The organism is Pseudomonas sp. R43(2017) (assembly GCF_002112345.1).
In the GTDB taxonomy this organism is placed as follows: domain Bacteria; phylum Pseudomonadota; class Gammaproteobacteria; order Pseudomonadales; family Pseudomonadaceae; genus Aquipseudomonas; species Aquipseudomonas kribbensis.
This window is the reverse complement of record NZ_NEHJ01000010.1, coordinates 42,781-66,851: the sequence shown is the minus strand read 5'-3', so window position 1 is coordinate 66,851 and position 24,071 is coordinate 42,781. Positions and strand designations below refer to the sequence as shown.

Annotated in this window: 16 protein-coding genes; 9 read left to right on the top strand and 7 right to left on the bottom strand. The window is 61.9% G+C overall.

Features of this window, described 5'->3' with window-relative positions; all coding sequences use genetic code 11:
* Nucleotides 1–139: 139 nt before the first annotated feature.
* Nucleotides 140–3,628: a chromosome segregation protein SMC gene (gene smc / locus CAG02_RS25395; protein WP_085711922.1), complete on the bottom strand. Its 3,489-nt coding sequence runs from the start codon at nucleotides 3,626–3,628 to the stop codon at nucleotides 140–142.
* A 2-nt stretch (nucleotides 3,629–3,630) separates the two neighbouring features.
* Nucleotides 3,631–4,290 (bottom strand): GntR family transcriptional regulator, encoded by a 660-nt coding sequence (locus tag CAG02_RS25390; protein WP_065259722.1) that lies wholly within the window; start codon nucleotides 4,288–4,290, stop codon nucleotides 3,631–3,633.
* 266 nt (nucleotides 4,291–4,556) lie between these two features.
* Between CAG02_RS25390 and xdhA the strand changes: the two genes are divergently transcribed.
* From xdhA to guaD, 4 genes are all read left to right on the top strand, one after another.
* Nucleotides 4,557–6,011, top strand: a complete 1,455-nt coding sequence (gene xdhA / locus CAG02_RS25385; protein WP_085711921.1) for a xanthine dehydrogenase small subunit — start codon at nucleotides 4,557–4,559, stop codon at nucleotides 6,009–6,011.
* The gene (xdhB, locus tag CAG02_RS25380) at nucleotides 6,004–8,403 is read left to right on the top strand and encodes a xanthine dehydrogenase molybdopterin binding subunit (RefSeq protein ID WP_085711920.1); all 2,400 of its coding nucleotides are present in this window, start codon (nucleotides 6,004–6,006) and stop codon (nucleotides 8,401–8,403) included. The genes xdhA and xdhB overlap by 8 nt, the downstream gene beginning before the upstream one ends.
* Before the next feature lie 116 nt (nucleotides 8,404–8,519).
* Entirely contained in the window at nucleotides 8,520–9,377 is an 858-nt protein-coding gene (gene xdhC / locus CAG02_RS25375) for a xanthine dehydrogenase accessory protein XdhC (protein WP_085711919.1), read from the top strand.
* A gap of 13 nt (nucleotides 9,378–9,390) precedes the next feature.
* Nucleotides 9,391–10,695: a guanine deaminase gene (guaD, locus tag CAG02_RS25370; protein ID WP_085711918.1), complete on the top strand. Its 1,305-nt coding sequence runs from the start codon at nucleotides 9,391–9,393 to the stop codon at nucleotides 10,693–10,695.
* A gap of 156 nt (nucleotides 10,696–10,851) precedes the next feature.
* On the opposite strand, the gene CAG02_RS25365 is transcribed toward guaD, so the two are convergent.
* Nucleotides 10,852–11,616 (bottom strand): GntR family transcriptional regulator, encoded by a 765-nt coding sequence (locus CAG02_RS25365; protein WP_064378756.1) that lies wholly within the window; start codon nucleotides 11,614–11,616, stop codon nucleotides 10,852–10,854.
* A 347-nt stretch (nucleotides 11,617–11,963) separates the two neighbouring features.
* Here CAG02_RS25365 and CAG02_RS25360 point away from each other — a divergent pair, with 347 nt between their 5' ends.
* Nucleotides 11,964–13,154: a benzoate/H(+) symporter BenE family transporter gene (locus tag CAG02_RS25360; RefSeq protein WP_085711917.1), complete on the top strand. Its 1,191-nt coding sequence runs from the start codon at nucleotides 11,964–11,966 to the stop codon at nucleotides 13,152–13,154.
* 58 nt (nucleotides 13,155–13,212) lie between these two features.
* Here CAG02_RS25360 and CAG02_RS25355 read toward each other — a convergent pair whose 3' ends face one another.
* The gene (locus CAG02_RS25355; RefSeq protein WP_085711916.1) at nucleotides 13,213–13,557 is read right to left on the bottom strand and encodes a YggL family protein; all 345 of its coding nucleotides are present in this window, start codon (nucleotides 13,555–13,557) and stop codon (nucleotides 13,213–13,215) included.
* Nucleotides 13,558–13,790: 233 nt separating this feature from the next.
* Here CAG02_RS25355 and dacB point away from each other — a divergent pair, with 233 nt between their 5' ends.
* Nucleotides 13,791–15,251: a D-alanyl-D-alanine carboxypeptidase/D-alanyl-D-alanine-endopeptidase gene (gene dacB / locus CAG02_RS25350; RefSeq protein ID WP_085711915.1), complete on the top strand. Its 1,461-nt coding sequence runs from the start codon at nucleotides 13,791–13,793 to the stop codon at nucleotides 15,249–15,251.
* Between the two features lie 57 nt (nucleotides 15,252–15,308).
* On the opposite strand, the gene CAG02_RS25345 is transcribed toward dacB, so the two are convergent.
* Together CAG02_RS25345 and rlmKL are read right to left on the bottom strand one after the other, a co-directional pair.
* Nucleotides 15,309–17,693, bottom strand: coding sequence for a diguanylate cyclase (locus tag CAG02_RS25345; RefSeq protein ID WP_085711914.1), 2,385 nt, complete (start codon nucleotides 17,691–17,693; stop codon nucleotides 15,309–15,311).
* A 144-nt stretch (nucleotides 17,694–17,837) separates the two neighbouring features.
* Nucleotides 17,838–20,108 carry a bifunctional 23S rRNA (guanine(2069)-N(7))-methyltransferase RlmK/23S rRNA (guanine(2445)-N(2))-methyltransferase RlmL gene (rlmKL, locus tag CAG02_RS25340; RefSeq protein WP_085711913.1) on the bottom strand — a complete coding sequence of 757 codons (2,271 nt, stop codon included), beginning with the start codon at nucleotides 20,106–20,108 and terminating at the stop codon, nucleotides 17,838–17,840.
* Nucleotides 20,109–20,638: 530 nt separating this feature from the next.
* Between rlmKL and rmf the strand changes: the two genes are divergently transcribed.
* Nucleotides 20,639–20,854, top strand: coding sequence for a ribosome modulation factor (gene rmf, locus CAG02_RS25335; RefSeq protein WP_003223300.1), 216 nt, complete (start codon nucleotides 20,639–20,641; stop codon nucleotides 20,852–20,854).
* A 139-nt stretch (nucleotides 20,855–20,993) separates the two neighbouring features.
* Here the strand turns inward: rmf and CAG02_RS25330 are convergent, their stop codons facing one another.
* Nucleotides 20,994–22,013, bottom strand: a complete 1,020-nt coding sequence (locus CAG02_RS25330) for a quinone-dependent dihydroorotate dehydrogenase (RefSeq protein ID WP_011333259.1) — start codon at nucleotides 22,011–22,013, stop codon at nucleotides 20,994–20,996.
* Between the two features lie 224 nt (nucleotides 22,014–22,237).
* On the opposite strand from CAG02_RS25330, the gene CAG02_RS25325 reads away from it, so the two are divergent.
* Together CAG02_RS25325 and CAG02_RS25320 are read left to right on the top strand one after the other, a co-directional pair.
* Complete coding sequence (locus CAG02_RS25325) at nucleotides 22,238–23,449, top strand: CmpA/NrtA family ABC transporter substrate-binding protein (protein WP_085711912.1); 1,212 nt, start codon at nucleotides 22,238–22,240, stop codon at nucleotides 23,447–23,449.
* A 15-nt stretch (nucleotides 23,450–23,464) separates the two neighbouring features.
* Nucleotides 23,465–24,040, top strand: coding sequence for an ANTAR domain-containing response regulator (locus CAG02_RS25320; RefSeq protein ID WP_085711911.1), 576 nt, complete (start codon nucleotides 23,465–23,467; stop codon nucleotides 24,038–24,040).
* Nucleotides 24,041–24,071: the final 31 nt, after the last annotated feature.

Below are 24,071 nucleotides of genomic sequence, written 5' to 3'. Positions count from 1 at the left end.
TTGACATTAAACTAGCACGACCAAAGACAACTTTACACCGTCTGTCTCATTGGCTTGCGCGATTATGTCGATTGGCCAGCAAGTCGAAGCCGGTAAATATGTCCTACAGACTGCAAATACCTTTTCCGACAGCGCCGGCTCAGGCATCCACCATCGCCATCGCCTCCTCGACATCCACGGCTACCAGTCGCGAACATCCCGGCTCGTGCATCGTCACGCCCATCAACTGCTCGGCCATTTCCATGGCGATCTTGTTGTGGGTGATATAGATGAACTGCACGGTCTGCGACATCTCTTTGACCAAGCGTGCGTAGCGTCCAACGTTAGCGTCATCCAGTGGCGCGTCAACCTCATCGAGCATGCAGAACGGCGCCGGATTCAACTTGAAGATCGCAAAAACCAGTGCCAGTGCGGTCAGGGCCTTTTCGCCGCCGGAGAGCAAATGGATGGTGCTGTTCTTCTTTCCGGGCGGCTGCGCCATGATCGTCACCCCTGTATCGAGTAGATCTTCGCCCGTCAGTTCCAAATACGCGCGTCCTCCACCGAAAACTTTCGGGAAAAGCGCCTGTAAACCGCCATTGATCTGATCAAAGGTATCTTTGAAACGGTTACGGGTTTCCTTGTCGATCTTGCGGATGACGTTTTCCAGCGTCTCCAGGGCTTCCACCAGGTCGGCGTCCTGGGCATCCAGATAACGTTTACGCTCGGATTGTTGCGTGTATTCGTCGATCGCCGCGAGGTTGATCGCGCCCAGGCGCTGAATGCGTGCGGCGATACGTTCCAGTTCTTCTTCGGCCTCCTTCTCACTGGCCTCGGCGCTCAAGGTTTCGAGCACGCCGTGCAAATCGTAGCCGTCTTCCAGCAGTTGATCCTGCAGCGCTTTGCGACGCACGGTCAGGGCCTGCCACTCCATGCGTTGCTGTTCGAGCTGGCCGCGGATCAATTGCGATTGCTGCTCGGCCTGGGTCCGGCGCTTTTCCGCATCGCGCAGTTCGCGGTCGGCGTCTTCCAGGGCGATTTGAGCAGTCTTGAGTTCGTCGTCGACACTCATGCGCTTGTCGAGCAACTCTTCGAGTTTGAGGCGCAGCTCCTCTAGCGGCGCCTCGCCCTCCTCCAGATTCAGGCTGAGCTGTTCACGTTTTTCGGTGAGACGCTCGGCCTGCATCTCCAGACGTTCCAGCGCCTGGCGGGTCGAATCGTGTTGTGCGCGCAGCGAGCCAAGACGCACGGCCAATTGATGGGCATGATCCTTGTGCTGACGAGCCTCCTGACGCACCCGGTCGAGGCGTTCGCGAAGGCTGTCGCGCTGGGCCAGCAGCAACTCGCGCTGCTCCGTGTCGAGGGCCATGGCGTCGAGGGCGTCCTGCAACTGGATCCGCGCTTCGCCGATATTTTCGTGTTCCAGTTCGCGCTGTTCGGCGAGCTCGACCAGCTCCTCGTCGAGACGGGTACGACGCAGGGTCAACTGCTCGGCCTTGGCTTTGCCGGCGGACAGTTGAGCTTTCAATTCGCCTTGCTGGCGGGCTTCGTCTTGCAACAAACGACGCAAATGTTCGCGGCCGTTTTCCTGCTGACGCTGTTGCGCGCGCAGGGTCTGCAAACGGGTTTCCATGGCTTCGACCGTGGCTTCGCGCTCTTCGCGTTCCGCATGCAACGATTCGATTTCCTGCCCCCGCGCAAGCATGCCGCTTTCGGCCTCGCTGGCACGGCGTACCCGCAGGAAGTGCCGACCAACCCAGTAGCCGTCGCGACTGATCAGGCTTTGACCCGCAGCCAGTTGGCCGCGCAATGCCAGTGCCTGCTCAAGGCTGTCGACCGGTTTGACCTGACCCAGCCATGGCGACAGATCCACCTGCGCCTCGACCTTGTCCAGCAGGCTGCCGGCCACGCGCACGCCGTCATTGCCGGGGCTGAGCAAACGCAGATCGCCCTGGGCGAAACCGGACAGATCGAAACCGTCGAAGTCATCCACCAACACCGCTTGCAGGTCGGCGCCGAGCACGGTTTCCACCGCCAGCTCCCAACCGGCCTCGACCTTCAGGCCTTCGGCCAGACGCGGGCGCTCGGCGAGGTTGTGTTCTTTCAGCCATTCGGCGGTGCCGGTACCCGGATCGAGCGCGGCCTGCTGCAAGGCTTCGAGGGACGCGAGGCGACCGTTGAGCCGCTGCAAATCGCCCTGCGCCTGTTGTTGCGCAGTCAACGCTTGCTGCAACTCCTGACGCAGTTGCTCGAGTTTTTCGACCTGGGCTTCTTCACTGGTCTGCAGATCTTCAAGGGTGGCTTCGGACTCGGCGAGCTGCTCGCTGAGTTCCATGATCGCCGCGTCTTCCGGATCGGCCGAGAGCAGCGCGCGCTCTTCGCCCAGACGTTTTTGCCGATCCGCCAGACGCTCCATGCTGGTTTCCAGCTGCTGGATGCGCGACTGCTGCACCTCGGCCTGACGGCGCGGCTCGGCGGCGGTCAGGTTGAAGGCGTCCCACTGCTCCTGCCAGCCGTGCATGACGGTTTCGGAATCTTCCAGCGCTGCGGCGGCTTCTTCGGCGGCGGCGTTGGTGATTTCCTGCTCGGGGGTCAGTTGATCGAGTTCTTCGCCGAGGGTCAGCAGCAAGGTACGGTCGTGGCCCAGGTGCGATTCGGTTTCGAGGCGCGCGCGCTCGGCTTCCTTCAAGTCGTCCTGCAACTGGCGCAAGCGTTGCTGACCGTGCTGGATGCTCTGCTCGACCCGGGCGATGTCGCCGCCGACCGAATAGAAGCGCCCCTGCACCAGATTGAAGCGCTCGGACAGGTCATGGTGACCGTCGCGCAGGCGCTCAATGGCGGCATCGGCGTTACGTTGCTCGGCGACCAGCGCTTCGAAGCTGATTTCCTGGTTGCCGATGATCGATTCGCGCTGACCGACCTGATCGTTCAGATCCTGCCAGCGCAGGGCCGACAGTTGCGCCTTGAGCTGGCGCTCCTCGGCCTTGAATTCCTGATATTTCCTGGCGGCCTCGGCCTGGCGGTGCAGGCGTTCGAGCTGGCGTTCGAGCTCTTCGCGCAGGTCGGTCAGGCGAGCGAGGTTTTCGTGGGTGCGGCGGATGCGGTTTTCGGTCTCGCGCCGGCGCTCCTTGTACTTGGAAATACCCGCGGCTTCTTCGATGAAGTTGCGCAGGTCTTCCGGCTTGGACTCGATCAGCTTGGAGATCATCCCCTGCTCGATGATCGAGTAACTGCGCGGGCCGAGGCCGGTGCCGAGGAAAATGTCGGTGATGTCACGACGACGGCATTTGGCGCCATTGAGGTAATAAGTGGTCTGGCTGTCGCGGGTCACTTTGCGGCGGATCGAAATTTCCGCGTACGCCGCCCACTCGCCCAGCAGCGTGCCGTCGGAGTTGTCGAACACCAGTTCGATGCTGGCCTGGCTCACCGGTTTGCGGCTGGTCGAGCCGTTGAAGATGACGTCGGTCATCGACTCGCCGCGCAGGTTCTTCGCCGAGCTTTCGCCCATCACCCAGCGCACGGCGTCGATGATGTTCGATTTGCCGCAACCGTTCGGCCCGACGACCGCCGCCATGTTGCTGGGGAAGTTCACCGTGGTCGGGTCGACGAAGGATTTGAACCCCGCCAGTTTGATGCACTTGAGGCGCAAGGTCAGGCAACCGTCAGGGCGGACACCACCAGATCGCAGCTGCGCTGGGCGTAAGCCGTCAGCACAATGCGGATCTGCGGCAGGTCACGGGCGAGGACGGCGGCCAGCAAGCGCTCGAACAGTTCGAGGAACTCGCTCATTTCGGCCTTGCGCTGTTCCAGCGCGAGGAAGTACGCACGGCTCATGGCCGGTTGCAGGTTTTCGACGGTTTCCTGCAGGTACGGATTGTTGGCGAACGGGTACGCGGCGCGCATCACGTTGAAGCTGTCGTCGACGAAGGTGCGGATGTCCTGACGCTCGTAGCTGGCGGTCAGGCGCTGCTGGATCTGCACGAACGGCGCCATGTCGGCCTGGACTTGCCAGCCATTGGCCACTGCGTTGCCGAGCAGGATGTACAGCTCGCTCATCAGCGTGCACAGGCTCTGCACCTTGTGCGCCGTCAGCTCGGTGACGTGGGCGCCGCGACGCGGCAGGATCGCGATCAGATGACGGCGTTCGAGAATCAGCAAGGCTTCGCGGACCGAGCCGCGGCTGACGTTCAGCGCCAGCGTGACCTTCTGTTCCTGGATACGCTCTCCCGGCTTCATTTCGCCGCGAATGATCCGTTCGGCGAGGTGGTGAGCGATTTGCTCGGCGAGGCTGTCCGGCGCCTTGAACGTCATGGTTGTCCTTCAAACTCTTCGATCTGCACAAGCGGCGCAGTGTAGCGCAATGCGCGTTCATGGCGGAGTGCCCGCACAGCGGTTTTTGGCACGAATCCCGCAAAAAAGCGCTTGATCCAATGAGGGTCAATACTGAAGAGACACGTTGCAAAGCGACAAAACGGTTTTTCCTGACCTTTAAGTCAGAAAACCATTGACCGAAAAGTCAGACCTGCTAAATTCGGCTCAAGTCGCTTAACAACAATAATGAGTCTGCGAGGCCTTCCGTGATCCAGTTTTTACTCAACCAGGAACTCCGTAGCGAGCACGCCCTGGACCCGAACCTGACTGTGCTCAACTACCTGCGTGAACACGTGGGCAAATCCGGCACCAAAGAAGGCTGCGCCAGCGGTGACTGCGGCGCGTGCACGGTGGTGGTCGGCGAGTTGCAGACGGATGACGATGGCCGCGAGCACATTCGCTATCGCAGCCTCAACTCGTGCCTGACGTTCGTTTCGTCGCTGCACGGCAAACAACTCATCAGCGTCGAAGACCTCAAGCACCAGGGCGAACTGCACAGCGTGCAGAAAGCCATGGTCGAGTGCCACGGTTCGCAGTGTGGCTTCTGCACCCCCGGCTTCGTGATGTCGTTGTTCGCACTGCAAAAGAACAGCGATGCACCGGACCATGCCAAGGCCCACGAAGCGCTGGCCGGCAACCTTTGCCGCTGCACCGGCTACCGGCCGATCCTGGCGGCCGCCGAACAATCCTGCTGCGGCAAGCAGCCGGACCAGTTCGACGCCCGGGAAGCGGAAACCATCGCCCGCCTCAAAGCCATTGCCCCGACATCGATCGGCGAACTCAACAGCGGCGACAAACGCTGCCTGGTGCCGCTGACCGTGGCCGATCTGGCCGACCTCTATGACGCGTATCCACAGGCCCGATTGCTGGCCGGCGGCACCGATCTGGCGCTGGAAGTCACGCAGTTCCACCGCACCCTGCCGGTGATGATATACGTCGGCAACGTCGCCGAAATGAAGCGCATCGAGCACTTCGAAGACCGCATCGAAATCGGCGCCGCCACCGCCCTCTCCGACTGCTACGAAGCGTTGAACGCCGAGTACCCGGACTTCGGCGAACTGCTGCACCGCTTCGCCTCGCTGCAGATCCGCAATCAGGGCACCCTCGGCGGCAACATCGGCAACGCCTCGCCGATCGGTGACTCGCCACCCCTGCTGATTGCCCTCGGCGCGCAAATCGTGCTGTGCAAGGGCGAGACCCGGCGCACGCTGAACCTGGAAGATTACTTCATCGATTACCGGGTCACCGCGCGCCAGGAAAGCGAGTTCATCGAGAAAATCATCGTCCCTCGCGCCACCGCCGAGCAGCGTTTCCGCGCCTACAAAGTCTCCAAGCGTCTGGACGATGACATCTCCGCCGTCTGCGCCGCCTTCAACCTGCGCGTCGAGAACGGTGTGATCACCGACGCCCGCGTCGCCTTCGGCGGCATGGCCGCGATCCCGAAACGCGCCGCCCATTGCGAAGCCGTGCTGCTCGGCCAGCCGTTCAACAATGCTGTCGTCGAACGTGCCTGCACCGCGCTGGGCGAGGATTTCACCCCGCTCTCGGACTTCCGCGCCAGCAAGGAATACCGCCTGCTCAGCGCGCAGAACCTGCTGCGCAAATACTTCATCGAACTGCAAACACCGCACATCGAGACTCGGGTGACCGCTTATGTCTAACCATCACGGCGTAGAGAAAACACAAGCTGAACTGGCTGAATTGTTCGCCAGGGACCTGACCACCGGTGTCGGCCGCAGCGTCAAGCATGACAGCGCCGCCAAGCATGTGTCCGGTGAAGCGCAGTACATCGATGACCGGCTGGAATTCCCCAATCAGTTGCACGTTTACGCACGGTTGTCGGATCGCGCCCACGCGAAAATCATCAGCATCGACACCAAGCCCTGCTATGCCTTCGAAGGCGTGCGCATAGCCATTACCCACGAAGACGTGCCGGGCCTGAAAGACATCGGCCCGCTGCTGCCGGGCGATCCGCTGCTGGCCATCGATGACGTGCAGTTCGTCGGTCAACCGGTACTGGCCGTGGCCGCCAAGGATCTGGAAACCGCACGCAAGGCCGCCATGGCCGCGATCATCGAATACGAAGATCTGGAACCGGTGCTCGACGTGGTCGAAGCCCTGCGCAAACGCCACTTCGTGCTCGACAGCCACACCCACCAGCGCGGCGATTCAGCCAATGCGTTGGCCACGGCTGAACACCGTATTCAGGGCACGCTGCACATCGGCGGTCAGGAACACTTCTATCTGGAGACGCAGATCTCTTCGGTGATGCCGACCGAAGACGGCGGCATGATCGTCTACTGCTCGACCCAGAACCCCACCGAAGTGCAGAAGCTGGTGGCCGAAGTCCTCGACGTTTCGATGAACAAAATCGTGGTCGACATGCGCCGCATGGGCGGTGGTTTCGGCGGCAAGGAAACCCAGGCGGCCAGCCCGGCGTGCCTGTGTGCCGTAGTCGCGCACCTCACCGGCCAGCCGACCAAGATGCGCCTGCCACGGGTCGAAGACATGCTGATGACCGGCAAGCGTCACCCGTTCTACGTCGAGTACGACGTCGGCTTCGACAGCACCGGCCGCCTGCACGGGATCGCCATGGATCTGGCCGGTAACTGCGGCTGCTCGCCTGACCTGTCGGCCTCGATTGTCGACCGGGCAATGTTCCACTCGGACAACTCGTACTACCTCGGCGATGCGACCATCAATGGTCACCGCTGCAAGACCAACACCGCGTCGAACACCGCGTACCGTGGCTTCGGCGGCCCCCAAGGGATGGTCGCGATCGAGGAAGTGATGGACGCCATCGCCCGTCACCTGAACCTCGATCCGCTGGCCGTGCGCAAGGCCAACTACTACGGCAAGACCGAGCGCAACGTCACCCATTACTACCAGACCGTCGAGCACAACATGCTCGAGGAAATGACCGCCGAACTGGAAGAAAGCAGCCAGTATGCCGAGCGCCGCGAAGCGATCCGTCGCTACAACGCCAACAGCCCGATCCTGAAAAAAGGCCTGGCGCTGACCCCGGTGAAATTCGGCATTTCCTTTACCGCCAGCTTCCTCAACCAGGCCGGCGCGCTGGTGCACGTCTACACCGACGGCAGCATCCATCTGAACCACGGCGGCACAGAGATGGGCCAGGGTCTGAACACCAAAGTCGCGCAGGTCGTGGCCGAAGTGTTCCAGGTGGAAATGGACCGCGTGCAGATCACCGCGACCAACACCGACAAGGTGCCGAACACCTCGCCGACGGCGGCGTCCAGCGGTGCCGACCTCAACGGCAAAGCTGCACAGAACGCCGCCGAGATCATCAAGCAGCGCCTCGTCGAGTTCGCTGCGCGGCATTACAAGGTCAGCGAAGAAGACGTGGAATTCCACAACGGCCACGTCCGTGTGCGCGACCACATCATGACCTTCGAAGCGCTGATCCAGCTGGCGTATTTCAATCAGGTGTCGCTGTCGAGCACCGGGTTCTACAAGACCCCGAAAATCTACTACGACCGCAGCCAGGCCCGTGGCCGGCCGTTCTACTACTTCGCCTTCGGCGCGGCGTGCTGCGAAGTGATCGTCGACACCCTGACCGGCGAGTACAAGATGCTGCGTACCGACATCCTCCACGACGTCGGCGCCTCGCTGAATCCGGCAATCGACATCGGTCAGGTCGAGGGTGGTTTCGTTCAGGGCATGGGCTGGCTGACCATGGAAGAGCTGGTCTGGAACAACAAGGGCAAGCTGATGACCAACGGCCCGGCCAGCTACAAGATCCCGGCCGTGGCGGACATGCCGCTGGACCTGCGGGTGAAGCTGGTGGAAAACCGCAAAAACCCGGAAGACACGGTGTTCCACTCCAAGGCTGTGGGTGAGCCGCCGTTCATGCTCGGCATCGCCGCGTGGTGCGCGATCAAGGATGCGGTGGCCAGCCTTGGCGACTACAGGCATCAACCGAAGATCGATGCGCCGGCGACCCCGGAGCGGGTGTTGTGGGGTTGCGAGCAGATGCGTCAGCTCAAAGCGGTGAAGGCCGTCGAGGCTGAAACCGAGTTGGCTCCGCTCTAGGACCGAGGCGCGGCCTTCGCGAGCAGGCTCGCTCCCACATTTGAAATGCATTCCCTTGTGGGAGCGGGCTTGCTCGCGAAGAGGCCCGAACAGACAACGAAGATGTCGAGGTGAACATGTACAACTGGATCGACGCCCTCGCCGACCTGCAGAACCAGGGCGAGCCCTGCGTTCTGGTGACGATCATCGAAGAGCTCGGCTCGACGCCGCGCAATGCGGGCTCGAAGATGGTCGTCAGCGCCCGCCAGATGTTCGACACCATCGGTGGCGGGCACCTGGAATACAAAGCCATGCAGATCGCCCGCGAAATGCTCGCCAGCGGCAGGCAGGATACTCATCTGGAGCGCTTCAGCCTCGGCGCCAGCCTCGGCCAGTGCTGCGGCGGCGCCACGGTATTGCTGTTCGAGCCGATGGGCCAGGTGCAGGCGCAGATCGCCGTGTTCGGCGCCGGTCATGTGGGCCGCGCCTTGGTGCCGCTGCTCGCCAGCCTGCCCTGCCGGGTGCGCTGGATCGATTCCCGGGAAGAGGAATTTCCCGAACAGATTCCTCACGGCGTGCGTAAAATCGTCGCCGAAGAGCCTGTGGATGAAATCGACGACTTGCCCGCCGGCAGCTACTGCATCGTCATGACCCACAACCATCAGCTGGATCTGGAACTCACCGCCGCGATCCTCAAGCGCAACGACTTCACCTGGTTCGGCCTGATCGGTTCGAAGACCAAACGCGCCAAGTTCGAACATCGCCTGCGTGACCGTGGTTTCGACGCCAGTGTCGTGCAACGCATGCGCTGCCCGATGGGCATCAGCGAAGTCAAAGGCAAGTTGCCTGTGGAAATCGCCATCTCCATCGCCGGCGAAATCATCGCCACCTATAACGCCAATTTCGGCCAGCACACCGCCAGCGCCGAACCGATTGCCAAACTGCTGCCGGTTTCGCGCCGCAGTCAGGCCGCCACACTCAAAGCCTCAAACTGATTAGAGAACCCTCATGCCTCTGACTCGCAAAGCCTACCGCGCCGCCATCCTGCACAGCATCGCCGACCCTGCCGAGGTCGGCATCGAAGCCTCCTACGAGTATTTCGAGGACGGCCTGCTGGTGGTCGATGGCGGCAAGATCAGCGCCCTCGGCCACGCCAGCGAACTGCTGCCGACCTTGCCGGCGGATATCGAGATCACGCATCACAAGGATGCGCTGATCACCCCGGGCTTCATCGACACCCACATCCACCTGCCACAGACCGGCATGGTCGGTGCCTACGGCGAGCAACTGCTGGACTGGCTCAACACTTACACTTTCCCGTGCGAAAGCCAGTTCGGCGACAAGGCCCACGCCGATGAAGTGGCGGACATTTTCATCAAGGAGCTGCTGCGCAACGGCACCACCACCGCGCTGGTGTTCGGCAGCGTGCACCCGCAGTCGGTGAACTCGTTCTTCGAAGCGGCCGAGAAGCTCGACCTGCGGATGATCGCCGGCAAGGTGATGATGGACCGCAATGCGCCGGACTACCTGACCGACACCGCCGAATCCAGCTATGTCGACAGCAAGGCGCTGATCGAGCGCTGGCACGGCAAAGGTCGCCTGCACTATGCCGTAACCCCGCGCTTCGCTCCGACCAGCACCCCGGAACAGTTGACCCTCGCCGGCCAGTTGCTGACTGAATACCCGGATCTGTACATGCAGACCCACATCAGCGAGAACCTCAAGGAAATCGAGTGGGTCAAGGAGCTGTTCCCGGAGCGCAAGGGCTACCTCGACGTCTACGATCACTACCAGTTGCTCGGCGAGCGTTCGGTGTTCGCCCATGGCGTGCACCTGTGCGACGACGAATGCGCGCGTCTGGCAGAAACCGGTTCGGCGATCTCGTTCTGCCCGACCTCGAACTTCTTCCTCGGCAGCGGCCTGTTCAACCTGCCGATGGCCGAGAAGCACAAACTGAACGTCGGCCTCGGCACGGACGTCGGCGGCGGCACCAGTTTCTCGCTGCTGCAGACCCTGAACGAAGCCTACAAAGTGATGCAGTTGCAAGGTGCGCGCCTGAGCCCGTTCAAATCGCTGTACCTCGCCACCCTCGGCGGCGCGCGGGCACTGCGCCTGGAAGACAAGATCGGCAACCTGCAACCGGGTTCCGACGCCGACTTCCTGGTGCTGGATTACAACGCCACGCCGTTGCTGAGCTACCGCTTGAAGCAGTCCAACAATATCGCCGAAACATTGTTTGTGCTGATGACCCTGGGCGATGACCGCACCGTGGCCCAGACCTACGCGGCGGGTGCGCTGGTACATCAGCGCTGAGTTTCTCCAAGGCATAAAAAATCCCCCGCTAGCGTTCAGCTCCGGGGGATTTTTATTGCCCGTCAGAAAGTCTTCGCGGGCAAGCCCGCTCCCACAGGGGAATGCATTTCAAATGTGGGAGCGGGCTTGCCCGCGAATGCCGCGACTCGGTGCCAGTCAGAGCTTGGCCGCAGGCCGCCCCGGCTTCTTGGTCTGCAACAGATGCGAGAACACCGCATGCAGATCGTCGGACGCACTTTCCTCGTCGAGGTTGAGTTTGCTGTCGATGTGATCCATGTGATGCATCATCAGGTCCACCGCCAGCTCGCCGTTGCGCGCTTCGATGGCGTCGATCAACTGGGTGTGTTCGTCATAGGAACAGTGCGAGCGGTTGCCGCTTTCATATTGGGCGATGATCAGCGAAGTCTGCGAAACCAGGCTGCGCTGGAAGCTGATCAACGGCGCGTTCTTCGCCGCTTCGGCCAGTTTCAGGTGGAATTCGCCGGAGAGACGGATACCGGCACCACGATCGCCGCGGGAGAAGCTGTCGCGTTCGTCGTTGACCATCTGCCGTAGTTCGGCAATCTGCTCGGCGGTGGCGTGCTGCACCGCCAGTTCAGTGATTGCGCGCTCCACCAGACGCCGGGCGAGGAACACCTGACGCGCCTCTTCGACGCTCGGGCTCGCCACTACCGCGCCACGGTTCGGCCGCAACAGCACCACACCTTCATGGGCCAGACGCGAGAGCGCGCGGCGAATGATGGTGCGGCTGACCCCGAAAATTTCCCCCAGCGCTTCTTCGCTCAACTTTGTACCGGGCGCCAGGCGTTGTTCGAGGATGGCCTCGAAGATATGCGCATAGACAATATCGTCCTGGGTTCCGCTGCGGCCGGCTTTGCCTGCTCGCGGTTGTTTCTTGAGGGGTTGCAACTGTTCGTTCATGGGCACTCGAGTCGGGAAGAGCGGCGGCGAATTGACCGTGACTGTAATACGGCACAGTGGGTCGCTGGCAAGTATCGCGTAAAAAACAGCGCGATTGTACACAATGGAAGGTGGCAACACGACTGTACGGCTATTTGTGACTTCGGCTGTATTGCAACGCATCGTTACGTTTGAGTTTAGGCTTGATCGCAGAATCCGCGATCCCTGTGGGAGCGAGCTTGCTCGCGATAGCGGTTGTACATTCAACTCCAATGTCGATTGTTCCGCCGCCATCGCGAGCAAGCTCGCTCCCACAAGGGTTTCGTGTAGCTGCGAATATCTTCATTGGTACAAGGAACGCCGCTGTCATGAACGAAATCACCCACACCCGACTGCGCCCCTTCGCGGACACATCGCCCTCCGCCATCGTCGCCGGTTTCATCGCGATGATGACCGGTTACACCAGTTCGCTGGTGCTGATGTTCCAGGCCGGGCAAGCCGCGGGCCTGACCAGCGGGCAGATTTCCTCGTGGATCTGGGCAATTTCCATCGGCATGGCGGTATGTTCGATCGGCCTGTCGTTGCGTTATCGGACGCCGATCACCATTGCCTGGTCGACGCCCGGTGCAGCCCTGCTGATCACCAGCCTTGGCGGCGTCACCTACGGCGAAGCCATCGGCGCCTACATTACCTGTGCGGTGCTGGTGACGATCTGCGGCCTGACCGGCAGCTTCGAACGGCTGGTGAAAAAGATCCCGGCCTCCCTCGCCGCCGCGTTGCTGGCGGGGATCCTGTTCAAGATTGGCAGTGAAATCTTCGTCGCCGCGCAGCACCGCACCGGGCTGGTGCTGGGGATGTTCTTCACTTATCTGTTGGTCAAGCGCCTGACGCCGCGTTATGCGGTGCTTGCCGCGCTGCTGATCGGCACCGCACTGTCGGGCTTCATGGGGCTGCTGGATTTCAGCGGTTTTCACCTGGAAGTGGCGACGCCGGTCTGGACCACGCCGCACTTCTCCCTCGCCGCGACCATCAGCATTGGCATTCCGTTGTTTGTCGTAGCGATGACCTCGCAAAACATGCCCGGCGTCGCCGTGCTGCGCGCCGATGGCTACAACGTCCCGGCCTCGCCGTTGATCACCACCACAGGCATTGCGTCGCTCTTGCTGGCGCCGTTCGGTTCCCACGGCATCAACCTCGCAGCCATCAGCGCCGCGATCTGCACCGGGCCCCACGCCCACGAGGATCGCAACAAACGCTACACGGCGGCGGTGTGGTGCGGGATTTTCTACGGGATTGCCGGGGTGTTCGGCGCCACGCTGGCGGCGCTGTTTGCCGCGCTGCCCAAGGAACTGGTGCTGTCGATTGCCGCGCTGGCGCTGTTTGGTTCGATCATCAATGGCTTGAGCATTGCCATGACCGAGGTGAAGGAACGGGAAGCGGCATTGATCACTTTCATGGTCACGGCGTCGGGGCTGACGCTGTTCTCCATCGGTTCGGCGTTCTGGGGGATTGTTGCGGGGGTGCTGACCTTGCTGATTCTGAACTGGCGCAAGGCATGACTCGTTAAAAAGCAGGCATAAAAAAACGGCGACCCGAGGGTCGCCGTTTTTTTCAGTATCACTTGGCCGCGTTGATCGGCTTTTCCGGATACCAGACGTCCAGCAGCGGGCTGATTTCAGTGGTGGTCAGCTCGGAGCGGGTTTTCAGCCAGGCTTCGACAGCAGCGCGCTGCTCTTCGGAGACCGAGCCACGCTTCTGCAGGCAAACCAGACCGAAGTCTTCGCCGCCGACATAGCCCAGACCGTTGGCTTCCATGGCTTCTTTGATGAATGCTTCGAGGAAAGCGTCAATGGCTTCTTCGGACAGGTCTTCTTTGAAGCCCAGGTTCAGTTCGAAACCCAGCTCTTGAAATTCATCGACGCACAGTTTTTTGCGCAGACGCTGGGAACGGTTAGTCGCCATTGGAACAATCCTCTTAAGTAATAACGGCCGGCACTTTACCAGTTTAAGGCGGCGATTGCCCGCCTATCCGGGACGTGCGTACGACCGCCCGTAAAAAAATAACCGATTGGGCCCCTTGGGAAAGGCACAAGCTGTTACACCTTGGGGCATAATGCCGACACTTTCATGACCACTGAGGGCCTTTTCATCCATGTCCTCGTCTTTTTCCCCTCGGCTGTAGGGTTTTATTTCATATGATCAAATCGTTGCGTCCTCTGCTCCTGGCCGGCCTTCTTCTTCCCCTGGCCTTGCCTGTCTCCGCTGCCACCATCAACACGTCCCTGACCCCCAACGTCGAAAAAGCCCTCAAGGCCAGCAAGCTGCAGCCTACTGCTCTGTCGCTGGTGATGGTGCCGCTGGACGGCCCGGGCACACCGACCGTGTACAACGCCGATGTGTCGGTCAACCCGGCCTCGACCATGAAACTGGTGACCACCTACGCGGCGCTGGAAATGCTCGGCCCCAACCACCAGTGGAAAACCGAGTTCTACACCGACGGCGACCTGAGCGGCGGCATCCTCAACGGCAACCTCTACCTCAAGGGCGGCGGCGATCCGAAGCTGAACATGGAGAAACTCTGGCTGCTGATGCGCGACCTGCGCGCCAACGGCGTAACCCAGATCACCGGCGACCTGGTGCTGGACCGCAGCTTCTTCATTCAGCCGCAACTGCCTGAGTTCAACGATGACGGCAACGACGAGAACAAGCCGTTCCTGGTCAAGCCCGACTCGCTGCTGGTCAACCTCAAGGCCCTGCGCTTCGTGGCCCGCAATGACAATGGCCGGGTGCTGATCTCGGTTGAACCGCCGATTGCCAGCATCAAGATCGAAAACACCGTCAAGGCGCTCAACTCCAAGCAGTGCACCGGCGGCGTGCGCTACAACCCGGTGACGCAGGCCGATGGCAGCGTGACCGTGACCGTTGCCGGTCAGTTGGGCGAAGGCTGCAGCTCGCAGACTTATCTGTCGCTGCTCGACCACGCGACCTACACCGCCGGCGCCGTGCGGGCGATCTGGAAGGAACTGGGCGGCAGCATCCAGGGCAAGGACCGTCTGGCCCCGACGCCGAGCAACGCCAAGGTGCTGGCCCGTGCCTTCTCGCCGGATCTGGCGGAAATCATCCGTGACATCAACAAATACAGTAACAACACCATGGCCCAGCAGCTGTTCCTGAGCCTTGGCCAGAAATTCCGCAACGAAGCCGACGGTGATGACGCCAAGGCCGGGCAGCGCGTGGTCCGCCAGTGGCTGGCGAGAAAAGGCATCACCGCGCCGCACCTGGTGATGGAGAACGGTTCCGGCCTGTCCCGTGCCGAGCGGGTCAGCGCCCGGGAAATGGCCGCGATGCTGCAAGCCGCCTGGCACAGCCCGTACGCCGCCGAGTACATCAGCTCGCTGCCGATCGCCGGCATGGACGGCACCATGCGCAAACGCCTGAAAACCACCGCAATGCGCGGTGAGGCCCACGTCAAGACCGGCACCCTGAACACCGTACGCGCCATCGCCGGCTTCAGCCGCGACGTCAACGGCAACACCTGGGCCGTGGTGGCGATCCTCAACGACAAGGCGCCGTTCGGCGCGTCGTCGGTGCTGGATCAGGTGCTGCTGGATCTCTACAAGCAGCCGCGAGCGCCGCAGACGGCTTCGGTTCTGTAAGCACACCAGAAAACACTGTGGGAGCGAGCTCCCACAGGTGTTCAGCGGCAAACCGGATCAGTGCATCTGCCGCTCGACCCGATCCCGCCCGCCCTGCTTCGCCGCGTAAACTCCCGAATCCGCCCGCAACAACAGCGAGTCGGCGCCCTCCCCCGGCCGCCAGCTGGCAATCCCGAAACTCGCGGTCACCACACCGACCACATCCACCGGCGCCCCGCGCAGGCCTTGCCACAACTCCACGGCCAGCATGTACGCATGATCGCCATCGATGTCCGGGCACAGCACCATGAACTCTTCGCCACCCAGACGACAGAACACATCGGTCCGCCGCAGGCGATGGCCGATGCGCTCGCACACCGCCTGCAACACCCGGTCGCCGACCGCATGGCCGTACTGATCGTTGATCCGTTTGAAGTGGTCGATGTCGAGCATGATCACCGACAGTTCGCCACCGCCACGCTCGACCCGGGCCATTTCGGTGGTCAGACGCTCCTGGAAATAGCGCCGGTTGTGAATGCCGGTCAGCGCATCGGTCACCGACAGCGCGCGCAGTTCTTCCTCCACGCGCTTCAGGTCGGAGATGTCCGAAATGTAGCCATGCCACAGCACGCCACCGCCCGGCAGCTCCTCGGGCGTCGCTTCGCCGCGTACCCAGCGCAGGCCGCGCTCGGGCAATTGCACGCGGTACTCCTCACGCCACGGACTGAGGTTGTCCGCCGAGGCACGGATCGACTTGCGCACGCGGCTGACGTCCTGCGGATGAATCCGGGTGAAGATTGATTCGGCATTGAGCAGCAACACATCCGGCTCCAGCTCGTAGATCTCGCGAATGCCGTCGCTGGCGTAGATCACGCTGAAGCGCCCGTCGAACTCCATCTTGAACTGATAGATGCCGCCGGGAACGTGGGCACTGAGCTTCTTCAGCAGCACGTCTCGCGCCGCCAGGGCTTCGTGTACACGCTTGCGCTCGGTGATATCGATGCAGATCGCCAGGTGCCCGACCCAAAGCCCCTGCTCATCGAGCACCGGGGTGGCCAGCATGTTCACCGGCAGATGGCTGCCGTCCTTGCGCACCAGCGTCCACTCGCGCGCCTCATGCCCGCCGACTTCGCCGCCCTCCACCAGCATCGCCTGGCAGGTCGGGATGGCCTTGCCATAGCGGGCGCTCAGCTCCGCCGCACGGGTAATCAGCTCTCGGGGAAAATGCAGGTTTTCCAGGGTCATGTGGCCGACCACCTCGGCGCTGCGATAGCCGAGCATCTGCTCCGCGCCGGGGTTGAAGGTGTTGATCACGCCGCGCAGGTCGGTAGCGATGATCGCCACTTGAGTCGCCGCGTTGAGCACCCCGCGCAACTGGCCATGGGTGCCCCGCAGTTCCTGCTCGCGCTCATGCAGTTCCTGGGTGCGCAGCTCGACCATGCGCAAGGCCCGCTGACGCTGACTGACCAGCACATACAGCAGCGCACTGAGCAACAGGCTGAGCAAACCGCCGAGGACCACCACGCTGCCAACCGACGAATGGTTGGCTTGCAGAAAGGCTTCGCTGGGCGAAATGTCGACCTGATAGTCATGATCGGCCATGCGCACCAGCCGCGTGGTCGACAGATCGCTGGGCGCCGGATCATTGGTCGACTCGAACAGCACCTCGTGCTGGTCATTGGTCGACAGGTCGAGGATGCGCACCGAGAGGTAATCATGCAGCGCGTCCGGCAGCCCGTCGGCGAGCAACTGGCGCATGCTGATCACCGCCATCACATAACCGAAGGACTTGGGCTCACCCTCGCGCCGCACCGGCGCCACCAGCAGCACGCCCCGCGCATAGGCCGGTTCGATACTGACCAGATGCATCGGCTGCGATACCGCCAGGCCACCGAGCTGATCGGCGCGCTCCAGAGTCGAACGACGCAGCGGCTGGGCCAGCAAGTCGTAGCCCAGGGGGGAACCGAGGCGGCTCTGGGTCTGGCTGTACACCACGACGACGTATTCATCCCGGGCGGCGGCCAGTTGCAGTTCGCCGCGGGTATTGAGTTCGCGCACGCTGAAGGTGCTCAGGCCTTCGTCACGCACCCGCTGCTCGAACGCGGCGCGCTCGGCACCGCTCACCCGCAAGGCGAACGAATAGGCCTGGGTGCGCAGTAATAAAGGTTGGGTGTAGCCGTCGAATTCGGCGCGGGACACCGATTCGGAGTTGGCGAAGAACCGGCGCAGGCCGTCGAGGCGTTGTTCCTGATCCTGAAAGCGTTCTTCGATACGGCTGTAACGCTCGTTGGCCAGCAGTTGGAAACGCTGGCGCAACTGGCTGTGAAACTGATTGAGGGTGGCCCAGGCCAGCAGCCCCGTGAGAATCCCGCCGGCGAGCAATACCAGCAGCGCGACCAGCCAGGCCGAAACTTCTTCACTGATAAAACCCAGGATCTTTGGGCGCACGGGGTGCAACGACATATGGGCCACTCACTACGCCAGTACTTACGGGATAACCCCATTGGCCGTGAGTGAGTTATAGCTATTAGCCATTAATTTGGCTAGCTCTGATCGGATCCAAGAACCTTTAAAATCAAGGCTCTGTGGATCCAATTATGCAGAGCGTCAACGAGCCGTGATTTTCCAGGCGCGGTGGATCTTGCCGTTGCGGGCGAAATCCGGGTCGATGGTGCTGGCGGTGATTTCCTCGACCGCATAACGCTCGGCCAGGTTGTCTTCCAGCTGGAACTTGCGGAAGTTGTTGGAGAAGTACAACACCCCGCCGGCTGCCAGACGTGCCATGGCCAGGTCGATCAATTGCACCTGGTCACGCTGCACGTCAAAGATCCCTTCCATGCGCTTGGAGTTGGAGAAGGTCGGCGGGTCGATGAAGATCAGGTCGTACTCGTCGCGGCTGCTTTCCAGCCACGCCATCACATCGCCCTGCTCCAGACGGTTCTTGTCGGAAAAACCGTTGAGCGACAGGTTGCGGCGCGCCCAGTCGAGGTAGGTTTTCGACAGGTCGACGCTGGTGGTGCTGCGCGCGCCGCCCTTGGCTGCGTGCACACTGGCGGTCGCGGTGTAGCAGAACAGGTTGAGGAAGCGCTTGCCGGCCGCCTCTTTCTGGATCCGCATGCGCATCGGCCGGTGATCGAGGAACAGCCCGGTGTCGAGGTAATCGGTGAGGTTCACCAGCAGCTTCACGCCGCCTTCGGTGACTTCGTTGAACTTGCCCTGGGCCGCCTGACGTTCGTACTGCTTGGTGCCGCTCTGACGCTCGCGGCGCTTGACCACCACGCGGCTCTTGTCGATGTTCAGTGCCTGCGGGATGGCCGCCAGCGCATCGAACATGCGGATCGAGGCCTTTTCCGGGTCGATGGACTTCGGCGCGGCATATTCCTGAACGTGAACCCAGTCGTGATACAGGTCGATGGCCATGGCGTATTCCGGCATGTCCGCATCGTAGACGCGGTAGCAGTCGATGCCTTCGCGCTTGACCCACTTGCCCATCGCCTTGAGGTTCTTCTGCAGGCGGTTGGCAAACATCTGCCCGCCTTCACTCAGGCGTGGTTGCTCGATCACCGGAGCCGGGGCCGGCGTCGGTTTGATCGGGTTACCGTTCTTGTTGTATTTGCGCTCTTGCGGCTCGTCCGGAGCCTGATCGTAGGCAGCCTGCTCGCGCTCGGCCTGACGCTGCTCCGGGGTACGACGCTCGCCGGTGACGAACTGATCCGGCAACACTTTGATCAACAGCAGCTTGCACGGCAGCGCGCCGTTCCAGAACGAATACTGTTTGTGGCTGCGGATGCCCATGCGCTTGCCCAGGTCCGGAGCGCCGGTGAACACCGCGGCTTCCCAGTTCAGGCAGGCCTGACGCAGGCGCTCGCCAAGGTTCTGGTAGAGGTACAACAGGCTGGCTTCGTCACCGAGACGCTCGCCGTAAGGCGGGTTGCAAATCACCAGACCTTTCTGGTTCTGGTCCGGACGCGGTTCGAACGTCGCGACTTCGCCCTGATAGATCTTGATCCATTCGCTCAGGCCGGCGCGCTCGACGTTGTTGCGGCCCGGCTGGATCAGTCGTGGATCGGCTTCATAACCTCGGATCCACAGCGGTGGCTTGGCCAGACCGGCAGCGGCACGCTCGACGGCTTCTTCGTGCAGTTTCTTCCACAGCGCCGGTACGTGACCGAGCCACGCGGTGAAGCCCCACTGCTCGCGACGCAGGTTCGGCGCCATATCGGCGGCGATCATGCCGGCTTCGACCAGGAACGTGCCGACACCGCACATCGGGTCAGCCAGCGCGCCACCTTCGGCAGCTATGCGCGGCCAGCCGGAACGGATCAGGATCGCGGCTGCCAGGTTTTCCTTCAGCGGCGCAGCACCCTGCTGCAAGCGGTAGCCGCGCTGGTGCAGGCTGTGGCCGGAGAGGTCGAGGGACAGAATCGCTTCGCCGCGATCCAGTCGCAGGTGAATGCGCAGGTCCGGGTTGAGCTTGTCGATGCTCGGGCGATCACCCTGCGGGGTGCGCAGTTTGTCGACGATGGCGTCCTTGACCTTCAAGGCGCCGAAATGGGTGTTGTCGATGCCCGAGCCGTGGCCGCTGAATTCAACAGCCAGGGTGCCGTCGGCGAGCATGTGGTCCTGCCAGTCGACGTCGAGTACGCCGTGGTACAGGTCTTCGGCGTTTTTCATCGGGAAGCGCTTGAGCACCAGCAACACGCGGTTGGCCAGACGCGACCAGAGGCACAGGCGATAAGCGGTTTCCATGGTCGCCATGCCACGCACGGCGGAGGTGTGCTCGCGGGCTTCTTCAAGGCCAAGCCCGACGGCTTCCTCGATGAGCAGGCCTTCAAGGCCTTTGGGGCAAGTGAGGAAGAGTTCGAAACGGTCGGACATGGTTTTTCCAGAGCCTTTGGCTAATGAACCGGCAACGCATTGCCGATCCGGTTTTGAATCAGGCGCTTTTCTACAAGAGCGCCCGCGTGGCACGAAGGTGTGCCGTTCCATCCCCGCTGCTCGGGTCAAAGGAGCTTAGATGCCGGGACAGATAAAAAAGTTGATGCAACAAAATGACTCAAAGCAACCCTTCGTCGAAAAGTACCCGACGGTAAACGTGGGTCATTCTCACTAAGGCATTAAACCTGTCATACAGCGCAGGGCCGATCATACCGGGGTTTGGTGAATAAACATTCATGAAACCTGCCGTTACTTATCGCCATAGCACCCTTTTCGTTACGTCCTTATGACAAAACGGTCATTCCCTCGATGTGACTCATTGGTTAGAACTGGACACAGGTTGACGTCGCAACGGCGTCAACACCTTGGCTCGCCACGCCGGCAGCGAGCCGCCAACGGCAGAGTTTTTCTGCCAGACCTCAATTGAGGTCGACGCGACAAAAACAGTCAACAAGTGAGGGAAACACCCTATGAGAAGACTTAAGCGTGATCCGTTGGAAAGAGCATTTTTGCGCGGATATCAATATGGCGTTGGTGGCAAATCCCGTGAGCTTTGCCCATTTACTCTACCGTCGGTACGTCAAGCCTGGATCAACGGCTGGCGAGAAGGACGCGGCGACAACTGGGACGGTATGACCGGCACTGCGGGAATCCACAGACTCAACGAACTTCACGCCGTCGGCTGACACAGGGCATTTATTCCGACACGACAATCTGATTTCGCAACACCCTGATCACCATGCACGTCCTTCCCGGACGGCGGGCTACGGCCCAGGGGCTCCTTCGAGGAGCCCTTTTTTATGCCTGCCTTTTTATGTCCGATGATCAGCGCTTGGCGGCGATGGCGTCCACGGATTCGCGGATCAGCGCCGGGCCCTTGTAGATGAAGCCGGAGTAGATCTGCACCAGGCTCGCGCCGGCAGCGATCTTCTCGGCCGCATGCTTGCCTTCGGTGATGCCGCCGGCCGCGATGATCGGCAGCTTGCCGCCTAGCTCGGACGCCAGCACTTTCACGGTATGGGTGCTCTTCTCACGCACCGGCGCACCGGACAGACCGCCCGCCTCGTCACCGTGCTCCATGCCTTCGACGCCCACGCGGCTGAGGGTGGTGTTGGTCGCAATCACCGCGTCCATCCCGGTTTCGATCAGCGCTTGGGCGACTTGCGCGGTTTCTTCGTCGGTCATGTCCGGCGCGATCTTGATCGCCAGCGGAACATGTTTGCCGTGGCGCAGGGCCAGCTCGGCGCGGCGTGTGGCCAGGTCCGCCAGCAACTGCTTGAGCGAATCGCCGAATTGCAGGCTGCGCAGGCCCGGGGTGTTCGGCGAGCTGACGTTGACCGTGACGTAACTGGCGTGGGCGTAGACCTTGTCCAGGCAGATCAGGTAGTCATCCACCGCGCGCTCGACCGGGGTGTCGAAGTTCTTGCCGATGTTGATCCCCAGCACGCCCTTGTATTTGGCCGCCGCCACCCGCGCCAGCAGGTTATCCACACCGAGGTTGTTGAAACCCATGCGGTTGATGATCGCCTCGGCTTCCGGCAGGCGGAAAATCCGTGGTTTCGGGTTGCCCGGCTGTGGACGCGGGGTCACGGTGCCGATTTCGACAAAACCGAAACCCAGCTGCGCGAAGCCGTCGATGGCCGCGCCGTTCTTGTCCAGACCGGCCGCCAGACCGACAGGGTTCGGGAACTGCAGGCCCATCACGTTCACCGGCAGCGACGCCGGCGCCTTGCACAGCAAGCCGTTGAGACCCAAACGCCCGCCCGCGCCGATCAGATCCAGCGACAGATCGTGGGAGGTTTCCGGGGAAAGTTTGAACAACAGCTGACGGGCCAGGGTGTACATGGGCGGCTATGACTCGGGCGGCGAAAAGAGGCGGCGATTATAGCCGGGCATCACCCCGCCGCGCGAGGCGCATGCGCAAATCCGCTGCGCTGGCATATGCCTTGCACCTTCCCCCGATATCAGCCCGCAGGCCAATGGTGGCGTGCAGGCAAGGACAATGGCGTCGTCTCTCGGTTTTGCGCGGGCAAAGCCTCGGACGGCGTTTTTTTTGAGGGTGGTTTTTCATGACTCAAACCTCCGTCGGGCCACTGGCCTGGGTCAACGGCAGCGATGCCCCGGAAAAAAGCGCGATCAACCTCGGTTTCATGGCCCTGAGCGACTGCGCTTCGGTGGTGGTCGCCGCCACGCAGGGCTTTGCCCAGCCTTACGGCCTGACCCTGAATCTCAAACGCCAGAGTTCATGGGCCAACCTGCGGGACAATCTGGTCAGCGGTGAACTCGATGCCGCCCACAGCCTCTACGGCCTGATCTATGCAGTGCACCTGGGCATCGGCGGCGTTGCTTCCACCGACATGGCGGTGCTGATGGGCCTGAACCAGAACGGCCAGAGCCTCAACCTGTCCCACGGTTTGCAGAGCCTGGGCGTGACCGGTCCTGAGGCGCTGCACCGCCATGTGCACCAAACCCGCGCAAGGCTGACCTTTGCCCAGACCTTCCCCACCGGCACCCATGCAATGTGGCTGTATTACTGGCTGGCGAGTCAAGGAATTCATCCGTTGCAGGATGTCGACAGCGTGGTGGTGCCGCCGCCGCAAATGGTCGCGCACCTGCAGGCAGGTCGCATCGACGGCTTCTGCGTCGGCGAGCCGTGGGCGGCCAGCGCCGTGCAGCAGGATCTCGGTTTCACCCTGGCGACCAGCCAGACCATCTGGCCCGACCATCCGGAAAAAGTCCTCGGCTGCACCCGCGCCTTCGTCGAGCAATACCCCAATACGGCCCGGGCGCTGGTGATGGCGATCCTCGAAGCCAGCCGTTTCATCGAAGAAAGCCCGGAAAACCGCCGCAGCACCGCGCACCTGCTCAGCGCCGCCGAGTACCTCGACGCCCCGGTGTCCTGCATCGAACCGCGTTTTCTCGGCGATTACGACGACGGTCTGGGCAATCGCTGGCAGGATCCGCACGCCCTGCGCTTTCACGGCGATGGTGCGGTGAATCTGCCGTATCTGTCGGACGGCATGTGGTTCATGACCCAGTTCCGCCGCTGGGGTCTGCTGCGCGATAACCCGGACTACCTCGCCGTCGCCCGTCAGGTTCAGCAACTGGCGCTGTACCGCGACGCCGCCAGCGCCGTCGGCGTGCCGGTCGGCACCGAGGACATGCGCAGCAGCCAGTTGATCGACGGCAAGGTCTGGGACGGCAGCGACCCGGCCGCTTACGCGCAAAGTTTCAAGCTGCACGCGTTGAGCAACAACGCTCCTCTTCTCGCCCGTCGCTGACAGGAGACCGCGAACATGCTGCGCATTCTGCTGATCAACGACACGGCGAAAAAAGTCGGCCGCCTGAAAGCTGCGCTGACCGAGGCCGGTTTCGAGGTGATCGACGAGTCCGGCCTGACCATCGACCTGCCTGCGCGCGTCGAAACGGTGCGCCCGGACGTGATCCTGATCGATACCGAGTCACCGGGTCGCGATGTGATGGAACAAGTGGTGCTGGTCAGCCGCGACCAACCCCGGCCGATCGTGATGTTCACCGACGAGCACGACCCCGACGTGATGCGTCAGGCGATCAAGTCCGGGGTCAGTGCCTACATCGTCGAAGGCATTCACGCACAACGCTTGCAGCCGATTCTCGACGTGGCCATGGCCCGCTTCGAAAGCGACCAGGCCTTGCGAGCCCAGCTTCAGGCCCGCGACCAGCAACTGGCCGAGCGCAAACGCATCGAACTGGCCAAGGGTCTGTTGATGAAAATGAAGGACTGCAACGAAGAAGAGGCCTACACCCTGATGCGCCGCCAGGCCATGAGCCGTCAGCAGAAACTGATTCAGGTGGCGGAGCAGATCATTGCCATGAGCGAGTTGCTTGGCTGAGCTGGCACAGATCTCGCTAAGCAATTCCTAC

Bases quoted from the DNA above. Each gene is read 5' to 3' on its own strand.
- guaD (WP_085711918.1), top strand. From the start codon at position 9,391: ATGCCTCTGACTCGCAAAGCCTACCGCGCCGCCATCCTGCACAGCATC.
- CAG02_RS25325 (WP_085711912.1), top strand. From the start codon at position 22,238: ATGACTCAAACCTCCGTCGGGCCACTGGCCTGGGTCAACGGCAGCGAT.
- CAG02_RS25330 (WP_011333259.1), bottom strand. From the start codon at position 22,013: ATGTACACCCTGGCCCGTCAGCTGTTGTTCAAACTTTCCCCGGAAACC.
- CAG02_RS25320 (WP_085711911.1), top strand. From the start codon at position 23,465: ATGCTGCGCATTCTGCTGATCAACGACACGGCGAAAAAAGTCGGCCGC.
- CAG02_RS25355 (WP_085711916.1), bottom strand. From the start codon at position 13,557: ATGGCGACTAACCGTTCCCAGCGTCTGCGCAAAAAACTGTGCGTCGAT.
- xdhC (WP_085711919.1), top strand. From the start codon at position 8,520: ATGTACAACTGGATCGACGCCCTCGCCGACCTGCAGAACCAGGGCGAG.
- rmf (WP_003223300.1), top strand. From the start codon at position 20,639: ATGAGAAGACTTAAGCGTGATCCGTTGGAAAGAGCATTTTTGCGCGGA.
- dacB (WP_085711915.1), top strand. From the start codon at position 13,791: ATGATCAAATCGTTGCGTCCTCTGCTCCTGGCCGGCCTTCTTCTTCCC.
- CAG02_RS25390 (WP_065259722.1), bottom strand. From the start codon at position 4,290: ATGACGTTCAAGGCGCCGGACAGCCTCGCCGAGCAAATCGCTCACCAC.
- CAG02_RS25345 (WP_085711914.1), bottom strand. From the start codon at position 17,693: ATGTCGTTGCACCCCGTGCGCCCAAAGATCCTGGGTTTTATCAGTGAA.
- CAG02_RS25365 (WP_064378756.1), bottom strand. From the start codon at position 11,616: ATGAACGAACAGTTGCAACCCCTCAAGAAACAACCGCGAGCAGGCAAA.
- CAG02_RS25360 (WP_085711917.1), top strand. From the start codon at position 11,964: ATGAACGAAATCACCCACACCCGACTGCGCCCCTTCGCGGACACATCG.
- xdhB (WP_085711920.1), top strand. From the start codon at position 6,004: ATGTCTAACCATCACGGCGTAGAGAAAACACAAGCTGAACTGGCTGAA.
- rlmKL (WP_085711913.1), bottom strand. From the start codon at position 20,108: ATGTCCGACCGTTTCGAACTCTTCCTCACTTGCCCCAAAGGCCTTGAA.